The organism is Formosa sp. S-31 (genome assembly GCF_051172795.1).
Classification (GTDB): Bacteria; Bacteroidota; Bacteroidia; order Flavobacteriales; family Flavobacteriaceae; genus Formosa.
In genome coordinates, this window is record NZ_JAENDK010000008.1 from 817,348 (window position 1) to 834,015 (window position 16,668).

Consider the following 16,668-nt stretch of genomic DNA (forward strand, 5'->3'; position numbering starts at 1 on the left):
AATTAAAGAATAGAAAAAGGAATGGGTGTCATTCCTTTTTCTTCCCTAATTCAAATAAACAATCATTACTTGTTTAATTGGTGTGAATTATAGTTGGCCAGTCTTTGCCATCTGTACGTGTTAATCTAACTGTACAGTATTCGTTATAACCGGTGCTGTATCTGTATTCCAGGGCAATATCTATAGAGGCGCCGTCAATTTTTACGACATTCCATTTTTCGTCTACCTGACTTTCAACAGCTACTAATCCGCTGGTATAGTTGTAAATAATTTTTCCTGATTTACTGTAGTAGTAGCCAAACATCAGGTTTTCCATATAATAGGTCTGTCCTTCTAACTGTGTAATGGTTACAGTTCCGGTATCGCCTACATTAATTCTTCCGTAGTTCGAGGCATTTGTCGTTGCTTCAATCCACTCGTAGTTAAAAGTACCTGCCCAGATTGGAGGGGCAATGTCTAAAAATTTGGTTGTAAATGTAAAGCGCTGGTCAGAGCCGGACTGTTTTCTGGAATCTAAAGTGTCTCCGTCTTTATTGTAAATCACCCAGTGGATTTCAAAAAGATCGCCTTCACGTGGTAATTTATCACTTCTGTCAAACTGAAGTTTATTGATGAATTTCCCGTAGGCTTCTTCTGCATTTACAGTGAGCGTAAACAAGCCCTCGTCATTCCATTCGGTTTGGGTAGCAATTAATGTACCGCTGTAATCGAAAGGAGTTGTGTAATTGTATCCGTTTTCTTCCTGCATAGTAAGATAGAATTCAATTTTACTGAACTGGTCTTTGGAAATGTTCGAATTAATCTGAATATCGTAGGCTATATCTGCAACACCCCAGATTTCTTCGTTAGTTTCTAGATAGGTTTCGTAAACAAAATTTCCCATTTCGCTTACTGGAGTTACTTGTAATGAAGTTGTGGCTTGCCAGGCTAAATCGTCTGGATGCGCAGCTTCAATTATAGGGTCGTCATAGCCTTCGTCGTTGCAGGAAACCACAGCTGTAAGGGCTATAAAACAATGTATTAAAACTAGTATTTTTTTCATACGTTTTATATTAAGGTATTAAACAATATGCCTGTTAAAGGTTTGGATTTTGATTAAGAATTTTCGGAGAAATAGGCACAACATATTTGTCACTTCCCGGTTCTAAAGTGATGGTTTGCCCGTCTATTGTTCGGGTAAACGTAGGTATGCTTTCGCCGTAAGCGTGGTAACGTTTCATGTCGAACCAGGTTTTACCTGTAGCAAAAAATTCTTTTCTGCGTTCGTCCTTAATAAACTGTAATAAAGCGGCATCGCCAGAGAAATCTGAACTTGACATCGGTGTATAATTCAGAATTCTGTTGTCTAACAAGGTGTTTAAGCGCTCTATGGCAGTAGCTGTATTTCCAGTTCTAGCATGGCCTTCTGCACTAATCATATACAAGTCCGGCGTTGTAACACCTACCTGGCGCTCTGAATTTATACGGGAATAGGCAAAATTTGGACTTACATCTGCACCGGCATAGGTGAAGTGATTAGCATATAATACGAAGCGGTAATCGTTGTCCTGATCGTATAACGGAATCAGATCAGGGTTATACAACATTCCTGGTCTGTTATAAGAGAAGTTGTAATATTTCGCCCAGACGTTGTCTTGTGTTGTCGTACCAAAATACAGTTCGTTGGTGGAAAGTCCCGACCAGGTATTGCCCGGAGTTCTTAAAGTAAACTGGGTATAATCGTACATAAAATTATACAGGGATAAAGCCTCGTCGGCATAGGTTTTTGCGGCTTCAAAATCGCCTTTGTATAATGCAATCCATGCTCTTAATCCAAGAATAGACGCTTTTCCTGGTCTGAAATTTGTCTCGTCTATAGCGGTAAAGTTTTCCAGAAGCGGCTCGGCGGTATTCAGGTCCTTTTCTATTTGTGCATAAATTTCACCCACGGTAGATCTTGGCAATTGGGCTGTAAGATCTGGTTGTAATGGCATTGGTACTGCCGGAGTGTTTAAGGTGGCATTGGAATAATGCGGTGCGTATTCGTTTACCAGATAGAAGTACGAGAACGCACGCTGGGCATAAGCCTGCCCTTTAATTACTTTGCGGTCCTCTTCGGTGCGTTCGGATAAATCTGCATCGTTTATATCCTGAATAATCAGATTGTAAACATAGATGTTTTTATAACGGTATTTCCAGCTGTTATCCGTTTCGTTTTGTAAATACAACTCCGAACTCCAGCGGTATTGATTGCGTTGAAAATCGTTCAATAACCCGTTGTATAATTCGTCTGTAAGCAGAATATCCGGATCCATGTGTACGATGTTAGCCCAGCCTATATATGTCGGTTCCGGGTTTTCTAGTAGTTTGTCGAAATCTTCTATTGTGTTTGGAATTTTAGATCCAGTAGGGACTACATCCAAAAATTCATCAGGATTACAGGAATAGAAGAAAATGGTCGATATAGCGAATAATATAAGTTTTTTCATTTTCTAGTGTTTTAAAAGGTTGCTCTTAGTCCTAATGTAAACGTCTTTAAATTGTCGTATGCCATGGTGTACATAGCTTCCGGGTCTACACCTCTGTCGTTAGCTACCCAAAGGAACGGGTTTCTAACCTGCGCACTAAATCTTAAATTGGTTAGGAAGGTGTTGGTTAAGAATTTTTCAGGCATAGAATATCCTAAAATCATGTCTCTTACTCTGAAGAAATCGGCTTTAATAACGTTATCCTGAGAATACATGTAGTAATAATCGCCATTCCAGCTGTTTACTCGGCTTTCGGTTTCACCGTTGTATGGGTTTGCGCCCTGATACGATATTTTTGGAATTCTGGTATTCGCTTCGTCTCCTGATTGCTGCCATCTGTTATTCCAGATTTTATTCATGCGTTTGTTGTAATACCAACCGTCGTAACCGCGACCGTAATTGTGGTTAAGTACATGACCAAATTTATAGGTCGCATTTATAGTTAAGTCGAATCCTTTAAAAGCTACCGTACTGCTAAGTCCGCCATACCATGGGGCAAGTGTTGTTCCGTGGTATTTAAGTTCTTCTTCGCCGGCTACACCGTCTTTCCAGGATTTTGTAGTGCCATCGGTGTTTTCAAGTAAAATATTACCACCATTGTCTAATCCTGCGTAGTTAAAGCTGTAAAGGTTTCCGATAGGTTTGCCAACAGCAAGTATACCGTTTTCCACGATTTGATTAGCCGTTTGTAACTGGTCTTCAATATCGGTAACCTCGTTATGGTTGTAAGCAATATTTGCAGAAATATTCCAGTTAAAATCATTAGTGCGGATAATAGTAGTATTTAAAGTAACTTCCACACCGCGGTTAAGCATAGAGGCGTAGTTTATATCTGCACTCTCAAAACCATTGGTCATATCCAGAGCTTTTGTAGCAATAAGGTCGTTACTTTGTCTGTTGTAGTATTCAATCGTACCACCAAGACGGCTGTTAAATAAGTCGAAGTCCAGACCGAAGTTCGTGGTTCTGGTTTCTTCCCATTTTAATTTGTCGTTGGCCGCTTGCGTTAAAATTAACATGTCTAATAATTTACCCCACTGTCTTACATAATTATTGGCAGAAGCATATGGCGAGTAAAAGCTTGATGCGTTACCGTTTATACCGGTAGTGGCACGAAGTCTAAGTCTGTTAACCCAGGAAACACCTTCCATAAAGTTTTCGTTTTCGATATTCCAGGCAACTCCGGCAGACCAAAGTGGCTTGTATCTAAAATCCGGGTCGCTACCAAACAGGTTTTTCTGGTCGATTCTGAAACTGGCATTTACCGCATAGCGTTTGTCGTAATCGTAAGATGCATTGGCAAAGCCTGAAAGTTCGCGTTGGTCATCGTTTGTTGTGTCAAAACCATAATCGTAATATCTGAAACCATTCCATTTGTTATATAGACCGCCTTCAAGAGCAGCTTCGTTAACAGGGATATAGGCCAGGGTTTGTTTGTTAAATCCGTATTTGCGATCGCGAATTTGTTCCGAAGTGATTTTTCTAACTTCCATGCCTCCAAATACATTCAAATCATGCTTATCCCAGGTTTTATCGTAAGTAAGCGTATTTCTAAAAACATAACCCTCTCTGTTATATCTGGAATAGGCGTATCGTGTGCCTTTTGGTAATAAAAAAGTAGGATCGGTTGAGGTTGAAAAAGGATCAGCTGCATAAACATCAGCCACACGAATACGTTGATCGTAATGATTCATTGTCTGATAGATATCGTAATTTCTGGAGCTTTTTTCGTATTGGAAATTCGAACCGAATTTTAAATTTTTAAATAAAGTGGCCTGAGCGCCTAACTGTGCTCTTAGGTATAAACTTTCCTGACTATTATCGTTATGTTCTATGTAATCCAGAGCGTTATACGTGTGCGAGATGCCAGTAAGAGCTTCGCGCTCTCTGGATGCCCAAGGGTTCCAGGTTTTGTAATACTGAATACGTTGACCATATTCGTCTACCAATTCGTTGTATGCCTTTTCGTTTTCAAGGTCGGAAGCATCAAGTCCGTTAAGGATGTCTTTACCTGCAATTCCAGTTAGAGCTGCATTAAATTCAAGTGTTTCGTTAAACTTATACGTGTCTCTCATGTTTAAAACAAACTGATTGGAAGCGTTTCCTATAGAAGCCGTTTTGTTGTCGTTATACATGATGGAAGCGTAAGTCGTGTTTTTTTCGCTACCTCCGGAAACAGCAATATTGTAAGTGTTTTGTATTGGAGTTCTTAGTAAGTACTTTTCCCAGTCTACCGTAGCATTTTTTTTTCTTAAGTTGTTTACAAATTTGTTGTATTCAGCATTGGTCCATTGATCGCCGTTAGGTGCAAGACCAGACACAGACATCTGAGCTTCGTCTAAAAGGCTAACCGGATACCCGTAATTTAAAGCGGTGCTGTAGTTTAAATTCCAGTTTTTATCGATGTATTCCATATCCAGGTCAATCTGGTCGTTAGTGCTCATCCAGTCCATTTTACTATAGTCTACTTTTTGTCCAATAGAGGTAAATGCAGACACATCTACTTTTAATTTCTGATTGGCTTTTCCTTTTTTGGTAACAATTACAATAACACCATTACTGGCACGTGCTCCCCAGATGGAGGCTGCCGAAGCATCTTTTAAGATATTTATAGATTCTACATCTTCAGGGTTCACTTTTAATTCGTAAGGATTCGATACCGGAAACCCGTCTACAACAACTAAAGGTGTGTAAGATAAATTAATGGTACTGCGTCCGCGAACGGTAATCGCGCCGTTACTTGGGTTGTAATCTAAACCCGCAACAGTTCCTTCCAGACGTTCAAGAATATTTACCGAGGATGGACGAGTTTGTAATTGTTTAGCGTCTACCTGACCAAAAGATCCCGCAGAGCGTTCTTTTGCCAGTGTCTGGTATCCTGTAACGACAACTTCGTCAAGTTCGCTGATGTCTTCTTTTAAAGTTACAATTACATTATCTAAACTGGCGTAGGTCGTTAAGTCGATTATGGTTTCTTCGAAGCCCAGATAATGAAATTTTAAGGCCGTTGTGCCTTGAGGGACTTTAATCTTGTAATTACCGTCAATATCACTCATGACTCCGGTGCTACTGTCTACAGTGCTGATTAATACTCCGGAAAGAGGAAGTCCCTGAACATCTTTAACTGTTCCTGCAATAAGCAGATCTTCCTGGGGACTATTGGGAGGTACGGTTTGAGAAACTTGTTTTTTAGGCTTAAGTAAAATTTGTGTATCTCTTACGATATAGGTAATGCTGGTTTCTTTTAAAAGGGTATTTAAAACCGTATCAATTTTTTCTTTACTGGCAGAAATAGAAACTTTACGATTTAAATTGATTTCGTTGGTGCGGTAAATAAATTTAAAGTCAGACGTGGTTTCTATATGGTCTATGGCCTCTTTAAGAGTAACGTTATTCAGTTCTAACGAGATTCTGGCTTTTTGCGCATAATTGTCGTTAGCGTGTAGGCTAAAAAGCGCTGTTAGAAAGAGAAGGAGGGTTAATTTCATCTTCAGATCAAATTTGGGAATTTGGCAATATATGCCAGGCACCCTAAAAATTTTTTTCATATTTTTATTGGTTGAATTTCGTGGTTAATACTTCTTAATCACTACTTAAATCCGGAAGGTGTTCGCAGCATCTTTCGGTTTTTTATTTTTAGTGATTGTCTGTTTGGATTTTTATTGGTGTTTTTCTTTTTCTTATTTATTTCATAGGCATTAGTTTTTAGCTTGGTTTATATAAATGGTATTGTTTTCTATACGATAATTCATGTTGTATAAATCCTTAAAGTAGGATAAAACGGTTTCTATATTTTCATAATCTAAAGTCGCGCTAAACGGTTCTTTTTTCAGTATGTCATCTTCTACGCTTATAACCACATTATACTGGCGTTCCAGTTTTTTGGTTATGTTTTCAAAAGGCATATCTCTAAATACCAGACGGTCCTGCATCCAGGAGGTGTAAATGGCTGTATTTACCTTAGAAACAGAAATGGTTTTGCTGGCATCCTGTTTGTTTAAAGCGCCTTTATATCCCGGATTTAAGAGTGTTTTGTTTTCTGTTTCCTGACTATTAAGAGCTACAGCGCCTTCAACTAATACCACGGCTGTAGTCTGGTCTTCTTTGTAAGCGGATACATTGAATTTTGTTCCTAAAACAGTTACATCCAGTTCGGAAGCTGAGACTATAAATGGCTGATCTTTGTTTTTAGTTACATCAAAATAGGCTTCGCCGCTAAGAAATACTTCTCTTTTACCCGTTGGCATAAATTTTACAGGGAACCTTAATGAGCTTCCTGCATTTAAAAACACAGTTGTGCCGTCAGAAAGGGTTACTTCTAATTTTTTACCGTATGGAATATTTATGGTGTTATACTCCAGGTGGGTTACAGCTGCATTTTGCTGATAATTCAAGGAGTTGCCTTGTTCTACAGCCACCAGATTGCCTTCTGCATCGGTGATGTCTTCAGGTTTATCTGGATTATAAATGTGAATCTGGCCATTATCAAGTTCTAAAGTAATGGACTCGTTACCTGGAGTTAAGGTGTTAAAATTGGAGTTGAATTGTGTTTTTAGTAGAAAGCCAACACAAAGGGCTAAAATTAACAGGGCAGCATATTTGTAAATGCGTTTCCAAAGAGGTTTTACTGCAGGCTGGTTTTTAGATTCCAGGGTCTTCATTACCTGATTATACTGGGCATCTAAATCCAGATTAGTTTTTGATAATCTGATATCGTGACTGGTCTTAACGTAAAAATCAAACTTCTTTTGATTTTTAGGGTCTTGTAGCCAGAGGATTAGCGTATCCAGTTCGCTGGAAGAAATTTCGTTAGATAAATATTTTATAATTAGGTCTTTCAAAATTTGATTGAATTTCTTTTATATTTAGTCTCTATTTAGTAGACGAAAACATTTTAAAAAATCACTATAAAATTTTACAAAAAATTAATATTTAATTTAATATTTTTTTCTACACTTCTATTTATGAGTGACTTAGAGTTGGTTGTGGCTATTGCGAAAAATGATAAAACGGCATTTAAAACCCTTTTTGAGCGCTATTACCAACGCATAAATACCTATGTTTTTACGTTTGTACACGATAATGAAAAAGCTAACGATATTGCGCAACAGGTTTTTGTAAAGCTTTGGGAGCAACGAGAACGTATGTCTTCTATTAGTTCTCCAAGAAGTTATTTGTATTCTATAGCTTATAATATATATGTAGATGATTATCGTGGACTAAAACGGGAGCAGTTGTTTTTAGAGGAATTGCAACGCAGATCTTTGGCCGCTCAGATAGAGGTAAACGACGAGTTAACTCAGGCACGGATTAAAAAATTAAAAGCGGTAATTGACACCTTACCAAAACGCTGTAAAGAAGTTTTATTACTAAATAAAATTGAAGGGTTAAAGTATAAGGAAATTGCCGAGCAACTCGATATTTCTGTGCATACTGTAAACGCACAAATGCAGAATGCCTTTGCTAAAATTAAAGAGGCTTTTGCTAACGACGAATCTATATTTCTTTTAATTTTAAAGTGGTAGCAAAAGTCTTTTTTCGAATGAATACCAAACAAGAATTTAAATATTGAGGAAATATAGACAGTTTCAGTGCGTATTCTTATTATTTTTAAGCCATGAAAGTATTTAAAACGGCGGGCGTAATAGTATGGGGATATTTCCTGTTTGCTGTGTGTTGGTGCCATTCCGCCTTTGCTATTCAAAATATAGAAAAAGACAGTATAAACTACTATTCTAAAGTATTGTCTAATCCTGGAGCAGCATCTAGTCTGGCGCAGGCATTTAAATATTTTGAAAATAAAAGACTTGAAAGCCTGGAGTTAAAAGATACCGTTAGTGCCATTTATTTTTATCAGAAAACGTCTCTTGCACAACATAAGCTGGGCGATTATTACGGTTGTGAAAATTCCATAGTAGAGGCACTTAAACTTATTGGGGATTCGTCATCGCATCATTTAATTCAAAATAAATTGATTTTTTACTTCAGACTCGGAAAAGTCTATACCGAGTTATTGGATTATGAACGGGCATTACAATATTATAAATCAGGCCTGGAACTTGATGTTGATAATAAATACATTAACAAATTTCAGAATAATTTAGGTCTAACCTATTTAAAACAAGGCAATCTGGAATATGCCGAACAAATGTTTCAACACGCTTATAGCAAAGGAAAGGCTTTGGGAGATCTGGAATCAGCCTACAGGGCTTTAGATAATCTGGGGTTTACGCAGTCTAAGTTAAACAATCCGGAAGGTATAAGTAATATGCTGGAGGCTTTGAAATTAAAATCAGAACTAAAGCATAAAGGTAGTATTTACGCCAGTTATATGCATCTTACCCAATATTATCTGGATAAACACAATCAGGAAAGAGCTTATTATTATGCCCTGAAAGGCTACGAAGAAGCCAGACAAATTAACAGTCCGGCTTATGTAAAAGATGCTTTAACACATTTGTTAGCGTCCCGTAGAGATACCATTTTTCAGGCTTATATTACACTTACAGACAGTCTCAATACAGCAGAGCAGCTGGAAGACAATAAGTATGCTAAAATTAAATACGATTATTCTTTAAATGAAAAAAAGGCTCAGGATAATCTCTTAAAACTGGAACGCGAAAAACGCTGGAAGTTTACATATTTATCTTTGGGAATCCTTGTAGCTCTTGGAGGAGGATTTTCCATAAGATATCAGAAGTTAAAACATCGTAAAGATAATTTGCAGCAAATTTATAATACCGAAAAACGTATTTCCAAAAAGCTACACGACGAAGTTGCGAATGATGTACATCGTGTTTTAAACAGATTATACGACAGTCCTAAAATTAACGATAGTGTGTTAGACGATCTGGAACATATTTATAATAGAACCCGCGATATCTCTAAAGATAACAGCGAGCTGGAAGTGAATCGTAATTTCGATAATTTACTGAATGACCTGTTGTTTAGTTATAAAACGGAGCAGATTAATATTATAACCCGAAAATCTTCGGAGCTGGATTGGAATCAAATCGATCCGATTATGAAAGTAGTATTATTTAGAAGTGTGCAGGAACTTCTGGTAAATATGAAAAAACACAGTCAGGCTTCTGTAGTGGTTTTTCAAATGGAAATGAAACATAAAAAAGTCGCGCTGAAATATGCCGATAATGGTATAGGATGCGAGATAAAAAAAGGTTCTGGCATGCAGAATATGGAAAACCGTATTAAAACCATTAAGGGAAGTATTACATTTGAATCTGAACCCGGAAAAGGATTTAAGGTTAAAATGTTATTGTAGTATGATTTCAAAAGTTTTAATAGTAGACGATCACGATATAATAAATGAGGGTGTATTAGCGGTTTTGGAACGTAAAGGTATTACCAATGTAGAAAAGGCGAATTATTGCGATCAGGCCTTTTTAAAACTGCAAAGGGCAGAACTGGAAGGTATGCCATTCGATTTGTTAATTACCGATTTATCATTTCAGGACGATCATCTTAACGTAAGACTGGCTTCTGGCGATCAGCTGGTAGAAGCTGTTCGGGAAGCGGGGCTATCACTCCCCGTTATTGTATATTCTATGGAAACCAGATTGCAGCGCGTGCGAACCCTGGTGCAGCAATTTAATATTAATGGGTATGTTTGTAAAGGGCGACGAAGTAGTTTCGAACTGGACCAGGCCATAGAGGCTGTGCTTCAGAATAAACTATTTTTGTCGGAACCGGTACAACAGGCGGTACACAGCCAATCCTGTACAGATATTCAGGAGTACGATATTTTGCTGATAAAACAATTGTCTTTAGGACTGTCTCAAAGCGAAATCAGTACCTATTTAGAAACTCAAAATATTACACCTAGAAGCTTAAGTTCTATAGAGAAACGTTTAAATAAATTGAAAGATGAATTTAAGGCGAATAATGCCATTCATCTGGTGTCTATAGTTAAAGATCTGGGACTTATTTAGCGTTTTTTTAAGTGGTTACGGTAACCCGTAAACTTTTAATCGAATTAAAATATAGCTTTGCTGAGCTATTAGTTACAAGAGGAAAGGCATTTAACGGCGTGTGAAAACGGATGTTATTTGCCTTTTTATTTGCCGTTTTTTCAAATGGGTTAAAATGCTAAACATTAGCAGTATAATAATGTATTATATTTATACAGTGCCTTTCACTGGGGCAATTTTGTGGGGTATTTATAATGCGTTAGTATGAAGGTATTTCAATGTAGCAACTGTAATTTTCCGGTATTTTTTGAAAATACCATGTGCCAGAACTGTGGTTCTGCTTTAGGCTATTTAAGTAGCAGTAATCAGATTATCTCCAAATATACAAATCAATCAACCTGGAGTATTAACGGGCAGCATTACGGGTATTGTCAGAATTATGCTTTACAGGCCTGTAACTGGCTGGTGCCGGTAAACCACACTTCAGGGTTTTGTGACTCCTGCAATTTAAACCGAACAATTCCTAATTTGTCGGTTCCCGAATATTTTGAGCGCTGGCAGAAAATGGAGGGTGCTAAACATCGTTTAATTTACAGTCTGGAACGGTTGGGACTTCCTGTACAGAGTAAGTTTGAACACGAGGTCTCCGGATTGCTTTTCGATTTTCTGTCAGAAGAAGATGCCCGAGCCGAAGGGAAACAGGTTATGACCGGTCATGCCAATGGTGTAATTACCATACTTCTTGCCGAAGCAGATGCTGTAAGCAGGGAGCAGATACGTAAGTCTTTAAACGAAAAATATCGCACCCTTATTGGACATTTTCGGCACGAGGTAGGACATTATTACTGGGAGCTTATTTTTAAAAATAACGACAATCTGTTAGCCGACTTTCGTGCGATATTTGGCGATGAGCGTCAGGATTATTCCGAAGCCTTAAAACGGCATTATGCCAACGGAGCACCAGCAAACTGGAAATCTTATTTCATAAGTCAGTATGCCTCCTGTCACCCCTGGGAAGACTGGGCCGAAACCTGGGCGCATTATCTTCATATTCTCGATGCCTTGGAAACCGCTTATTATTTTGGTCTGGAAGGGAAACCAAAACTCAATAATTCACCGCACATGGATATTTATCCGGTATTTCCTTATGATAATGAAATGTCCTTTAAGCGTATAATAGATGCTGTGAGTCCGTTGTTTTATGCGGTAAACAGTATAAACCGGTCTATGGGATTAAGTGATGTGTATCCGTTTGTAATATCGGATGCCGTAGAGAAAAAGCTGGAATTTATTCATTTTACACTGCAAAATTACAGGAAAAACTTAGCTTGAACGTCGTAGGGAAAGTTGAGATGCATTCGGAAAAGAGTTACAGGTCATTTAGCTTTCCTGAAATTTACAAAATATGCAGTATAAATCTACCGTTCAGGATATCCAGGCGCGTTTCGATAAGGATGTGGAACGCTTTTCTAATTTAGAAACCGGGCAGGTGTCTACGCTCGATGCAACACTTACTTTAAACCTGATTACCGAAGCCTCTAAGCGTTTGGTGCCAAAAGCAACTCAGGTTTTGGATGTAGGTTGCGGTGCCGGAAATTATACCTTGAAAATGCTGGGAAAATTACCGAACCTAAATTGTACTCTGGTAGATTTAAGTATGCCTATGCTGGAAAAAGCGCAGGAGCGGGTATCTGCTTCAACTTCTGGTTTGGTAGATATTATTCAGGGCGATATCAGAACGGCTGACCTAAACCATAATCAGTTTGATATTATACTGGCCGGTGCTGTTTTACATCATTTACGGGACGATGCAGACTGGGAACAGGTGTTTGAAAAATTGTATCGACTTTTAAAACCTGGTGGCTGTTTAATGATTTCCGATTTGGTCACTCAGGATAATGAGGTGCTCAATGCCTTAATCTGGGATATGTATGGCGAATATCTGGAAAGCGTAGGTGGACTGGATTATAGAAAAACAGTACTCGATTATATAGAAAAGGAGGATTCGCCACGTTCGGTAACATATCAGCTAAAACTGATGCATAAGGTCGGATTTAAGCAGGTGGAATTGCTGCATAAAAATTTGTGTTTCGCTGCGTTTGGTGGTGTAAAATAGCGTGTTTAAAGGTTCTGCTATTAGAAAATTCCTTTTTATTCGATATTGATTATTGTTTTAATGTTTTGTTAAACAATAAGTTGTGGTGATTTGCTTTTAATTTGTTAAATTGGGAGAAGGCAAAAACAGTTGCCGGTTTGTAACCCTTTTCCATTAAAAATGAGGAGCAATAAGATACTAATATTTGGATTCTTGTTCTTTATCACCGGTGCTTGCTTTGCTCAAAATTCGAAGTCAGAGGCACAACAAGATGAGGAAATAGACAGTATTATTTTACAACATAACCGTGCCGCTAATTTTGAAGAACGTCCGATAGGTTTATATCTGGATAAAAGTGCTGTGCAGCGTCAGGGAGGTTCGGGCGTTGCGGTACTTAGCCGGATTTCGGGAGTGTCTTTCGATCGCGGATCTTTATTATCGGTTCGTGGATTGAGCCCCAGATATGCAACAGTTTTAATAGATGGTCTTTCAGCACCAATAACTGAACAAACGGTAAAAGCCTTTGCCATTGGTTTGCTTCCCGGAACCGCGGTTCAGGAACTTGATGTTTTTAAATCGGGAGTTTATAGTAATCCGGCAGAGTGGGCAGGAGCTTTGGTGAATGTGTCTACTAATGCCGATGTCAATCAGGACTATAATACAGTTGCTTTTAATTTAGGCTACCAGCTGCATTTTACATTTAATACCTTTTTAAAAGATACTGATTACGGATCGAAATTTGGTGATTTTTTTGGTTATGGAGCTGCTTCCAGAAAACTTACAAATAATCTTGTTAGTCGTGACGATTTTTCGAAATTAAATAGAAATGAAGCCGCTGCACTTGGGGCACTTCAAAGAAACAGCTGGGCCTTAGAGCAAAGTACGGCGCTGCCTAGTTTTAAATTGGCGTATAATATGGGACGGATTTTAAAAGCCGATTCGACTTCAAAATTAACCACTATAAATTCCGTTTTATTTTCCAGAAATCAAGGCGGTAGCCATGTTAATCGTGCCAATTATTCCGGATATAAAACCGATGATAATGGAACTGTTATTTCGAGCGATTTAGAATCGTATATGACAGATGGGGTTTATAAAACCAGTGCTAGCTTTGCCTTGAATTCCGGATGGTATTATAAGCATAATGATGACAATAGCTATAATTTAGATTTCACTTATTCTCATAACGGGACTAACAGCACGTTATCCAGATATCGCGTGGGGCTAAAGTCAGATAACGAAGCTTATGCGGCTCAATACGGTATGTTAACTAAAAGTGTCCTGCTTTCGAGACTTTCCGGGAGTCATGAGTTTTTTGAAGATACAGATGTCGACTGGTCTTTTGGAGTTTCAGTAACAGGAAGGCAGGAACCAGATTTAAGACGAGCCGGAGCTCAACGCGATTTTAACAATCAGGATGATCCGTTTTTATTAATTATTCCAGAAAGCTCCAAAGCGGACCAGGGGGCTCGATTTTTTAGCGATTTAAACGATGCGTATCTGGGAGGCCGAATAGATGTTGACCATGATTTTATAGATGATGTTTTTGAATTAAAAGCAGGAACCTTATTTGAACGTAATACACGAGATTTTGAAGCGCGAATAATCACTACGGCAAAAGATGATTTTACAGACCCGCTTTTAAGGTTTGTTAGTGCAAGTGAGCTGGGAACGGTGTTTTCTCCGGAAAATTATGGGCCAAACGGTTATTATCTGGTAGATGGTACTACCGATTTCGATGTGTATACCGCTTCTAATTATACGGTAGCAGCCTATGCAGGACTGGAGAATTCTTTTTTTGAAAATCGATTAAAAAGCTCTGTAGGCATACGATTCGAAAAATTTAACCAAAAGCTTCAGTCCGGAGATGTAAATGTAGATGCGAATTCCAATGATGTTTTACCTTATATAAATTTAAATTACAGACTGGGAGACCGGTCTGTAGTTAAAGCGGCCTATACAAAATCGATTAACCGCCCAGCATTCAGAGAGCTTTCGCCGTTTTCATTTTATGATTTCGATTACCGAGCCGATATTTCAGGGAATCCCGATTTAAAAAATGCCAGTATAGATAATTACGATTTAAGCTGGGAGTATGTGTTTGGAAGAGATGAATATCTTGCTGTGAATGCTTTTTATAAACAGATTTCAGACCCTATCGAAATGATTTATGTTATTCGGTCCGATTCTCCTTTGTTTAGTTTTAATAATGCTTCGGGAGCTAATGTGGCGGGACTGGAGCTGGAATGTGCTAAATATCTTAGTTCAAACATAAATTCCTTTCTGTATCGTTTAAATTTCAGAGCCAATATCACTTATACTAACAGTGTTATAGATCTGGGAGCAGATACCAGTGAAGCTACTTCAGAAAGGCCGTTACAAGGTCAGATTCCCCTAATAATTTCTACAGGTTTTGTCTATGCCAACTTAAAAAATACCGTACAGCTAAATCTGGATTATTTATATCAGGGAAAATCTCTTTTTTCGGTTGGTAACGGTGTGGATACCTTTCCGTGGTATATTAAACCTCAGCATTTTTTGAATGCAGGTTTGAGTTTCGCTTTGAATAAAGCGACGAAATTAAGAGTGTTTGCTTCTAATATTTTAAATACGCCTTACGAACAGGTTGAAGATGCTAATTTAGATGGAAAACTGAACGGAAGTGTAGATAAGCAGGTGCTTTACGGCTTGTCTTATCAAAGTTACAGCCTGTCTTTAAGCTATAATTTTTAGAGCTATGGATTTGAAAAAGATTTATATAAAGTTAGTAATACTCTCTGGTGTTTTTCTGCTGGTTCTTGTTTGCGGTTGCGAAAAAATTGAAATATTAGATCCGCCCGATACGACTGGTGAAGTAGAAAAATCAAGTACCGGAGATTCTGATGCACGTGGTATTTATTTTGGATTGAATGAAACCACTACGCAATTTATTGAACCGGCTTCGCTCGATACATATCTGATAGATGATGCTGTTTCTAATTATTTTTCGAATACCAGATTTGCCAGACCAATAAATCTCGATGAGGCTACGGTTTTGGCTCTTGATGAATTTCCGTTGCTTCAGGATGAAGGATTTTTAGATGTTGTGGATACCAATTCAGCTTTTGAGTATACTCCATATGTTGGTGCTTTTGGTGCTGTTATGTCGGATTCCTGGTATATAAACTCCAGTTGGTTTCAGTTAGATCCTCAAAATATAGTGTATGAGTATAATGAAGATACAGTGGTGGAAATTGAGGGGGCTATAACAGTAAATACAAGATGGACCAGCGATAAGCAGTACCTGTTAAAAGGGCAGGTGTTTGTTAAATCAGGAGTCACTTTAACCATAGAACCGGGAACTGTAATTTTTGGCAATAATGGTACTGGAGTAAATGCGGGAGTACTGGTATTTAATCGTGGATCAAAAATAGATGCCAATGGTACTCCCGAACAACCCATAATATTTACAGGAACGGCGGCTCCGGGAGAACGTACGCGCGGTCAGTGGGGTGGCGTGGTTTTTTTAGGAAAAGCGCCTAATAATAAAGGAGACAGTGTTTTGGTGGAGGGGATACAGGGAGAAGAAGATGATGATGGTTTATTTGGCGGTACCGATATAAATGATAATTCTGGAACGTTTAGTTTCTGGCGCGTGGAATATGCAGGCATCGCCATTACACCTGGAAACGAAATTAACAGCATAACATTTGGTAGTGTAGGGGCGGGAACTACAGCGCATCACATTATTATTACCGGAGCCGGAGATGATGCGATGGAATGGTTTGGCGGCGCTGTGCATTTGTCTTACATCGCTACCTATAATACTTTGGATGATGATATGGATATGGATTCCGGATTTTCCGGAGGTATTCAGTTTTTGTATATAGTAAGAAACCCTTATGCCGCAGACGAGTCCGGTTCCAAGGCTTTAGAAATTAGTAGCTCCAGTACCGTGGGAGTAGAGCCTATAACCAAAGCTCAGGTTGTAAATGCTACCATAGTTGGACCTTTATATCAGCTGGATGGGACAGATATAATTTACGATCGTTTATTTCAGGCCGGTTTATCTTCGACTAACGATGCAAGAGCAGAACTTTTAAATTCCATAATTCTGGGGTGTCCGGTTGGTGCGGAAAATCCCTAGGAACTGAATTTG

At 38.4% G+C, this 16,668-nt stretch carries 11 protein-coding genes; 7 read left to right on the forward strand and 4 right to left on the reverse strand.

Annotated elements, in window-relative coordinates:
* Positions 1-73: 73 nt before the first annotated feature.
* From I3217_RS13185 to I3217_RS13200, 4 genes are all read right to left on the reverse strand, one after another.
* Positions 74-1,042, reverse strand: coding sequence for a hypothetical protein (locus I3217_RS13185; protein WP_435050229.1), 969 nt, complete (start codon positions 1,040-1,042; stop codon positions 74-76).
* Positions 1,043-1,076: 34 nt separating this feature from the next.
* Positions 1,077-2,468 (reverse strand): RagB/SusD family nutrient uptake outer membrane protein, encoded by a 1,392-nt coding sequence (locus I3217_RS13190; RefSeq protein WP_435050230.1) that lies wholly within the window; start codon positions 2,466-2,468, stop codon positions 1,077-1,079.
* 11 nt (positions 2,469-2,479) lie between these two features.
* The gene (locus I3217_RS13195; protein WP_435050231.1) at positions 2,480-5,995 is read right to left on the reverse strand and encodes a SusC/RagA family TonB-linked outer membrane protein; all 3,516 of its coding nucleotides are present in this window, start codon (positions 5,993-5,995) and stop codon (positions 2,480-2,482) included.
* 210 nt (positions 5,996-6,205) lie between these two features.
* Positions 6,206-7,348 (reverse strand): FecR family protein, encoded by a 1,143-nt coding sequence (locus tag I3217_RS13200; protein WP_435050232.1) that lies wholly within the window; start codon positions 7,346-7,348, stop codon positions 6,206-6,208.
* Positions 7,349-7,471: 123 nt separating this feature from the next.
* On the opposite strand from I3217_RS13200, the gene I3217_RS13205 reads away from it, so the two are divergent.
* The 7 genes from I3217_RS13205 to I3217_RS13235 all read left to right on the forward strand — a co-directional run bounded on the left by I3217_RS13205 (position 7,472) and on the right by I3217_RS13235 (position 16,656).
* Positions 7,472-8,032 (forward strand): RNA polymerase sigma factor, encoded by a 561-nt coding sequence (locus I3217_RS13205; protein ID WP_435050233.1) that lies wholly within the window; start codon positions 7,472-7,474, stop codon positions 8,030-8,032.
* Positions 8,033-8,124: 92 nt separating this feature from the next.
* Positions 8,125-9,789, forward strand: coding sequence for an ATP-binding protein (locus I3217_RS13210; RefSeq protein ID WP_435050234.1), 1,665 nt, complete (start codon positions 8,125-8,127; stop codon positions 9,787-9,789).
* Between the two features lies 1 nt (position 9,790).
* Positions 9,791-10,456 carry a response regulator gene (locus I3217_RS13215; protein ID WP_435050235.1) on the forward strand — a complete coding sequence of 222 codons (666 nt, stop codon included), beginning with the start codon at positions 9,791-9,793 and terminating at the stop codon, positions 10,454-10,456.
* A gap of 243 nt (positions 10,457-10,699) precedes the next feature.
* The gene (locus I3217_RS13220) at positions 10,700-11,767 is read left to right on the forward strand and encodes a zinc-binding metallopeptidase family protein (protein WP_435050236.1); all 1,068 of its coding nucleotides are present in this window, start codon (positions 10,700-10,702) and stop codon (positions 11,765-11,767) included.
* Positions 11,768-11,840: 73 nt separating this feature from the next.
* Entirely contained in the window at positions 11,841-12,551 is a 711-nt protein-coding gene (locus I3217_RS13225) for a class I SAM-dependent methyltransferase (RefSeq protein WP_435050237.1), read from the forward strand.
* Positions 12,552-12,710: 159 nt separating this feature from the next.
* Entirely contained in the window at positions 12,711-15,263 is a 2,553-nt protein-coding gene (locus I3217_RS13230) for a TonB-dependent receptor domain-containing protein (RefSeq protein ID WP_435050238.1), read from the forward strand.
* A gap of 4 nt (positions 15,264-15,267) precedes the next feature.
* Positions 15,268-16,656 (forward strand): hypothetical protein, encoded by a 1,389-nt coding sequence (locus I3217_RS13235; RefSeq protein WP_435050239.1) that lies wholly within the window; start codon positions 15,268-15,270, stop codon positions 16,654-16,656.
* Positions 16,657-16,668: the final 12 nt, after the last annotated feature.

Coding starts and splice junctions, on each gene's coding strand:
- I3217_RS13205 (WP_435050233.1), top strand. CDS start 7,472: ATGAGTGACTTAGAGTTGGTTGTGGCTATTGCGAAAAATGATAAAACG.
- I3217_RS13185 (WP_435050229.1), bottom strand. CDS start 1,042: ATGAAAAAAATACTAGTTTTAATACATTGTTTTATAGCCCTTACAGCT.
- I3217_RS13210 (WP_435050234.1), top strand. CDS start 8,125: ATGAAAGTATTTAAAACGGCGGGCGTAATAGTATGGGGATATTTCCTG.
- I3217_RS13230 (WP_435050238.1), top strand. CDS start 12,711: ATGAGGAGCAATAAGATACTAATATTTGGATTCTTGTTCTTTATCACC.
- I3217_RS13235 (WP_435050239.1), top strand. CDS start 15,268: ATGGATTTGAAAAAGATTTATATAAAGTTAGTAATACTCTCTGGTGTT.
- I3217_RS13195 (WP_435050231.1), bottom strand. CDS start 5,995: ATGAAATTAACCCTCCTTCTCTTTCTAACAGCGCTTTTTAGCCTACAC.
- I3217_RS13215 (WP_435050235.1), top strand. CDS start 9,791: ATGATTTCAAAAGTTTTAATAGTAGACGATCACGATATAATAAATGAG.
- I3217_RS13225 (WP_435050237.1), top strand. CDS start 11,841: ATGCAGTATAAATCTACCGTTCAGGATATCCAGGCGCGTTTCGATAAG.
- I3217_RS13190 (WP_435050230.1), bottom strand. CDS start 2,468: ATGAAAAAACTTATATTATTCGCTATATCGACCATTTTCTTCTATTCC.
- I3217_RS13220 (WP_435050236.1), top strand. CDS start 10,700: ATGAAGGTATTTCAATGTAGCAACTGTAATTTTCCGGTATTTTTTGAA.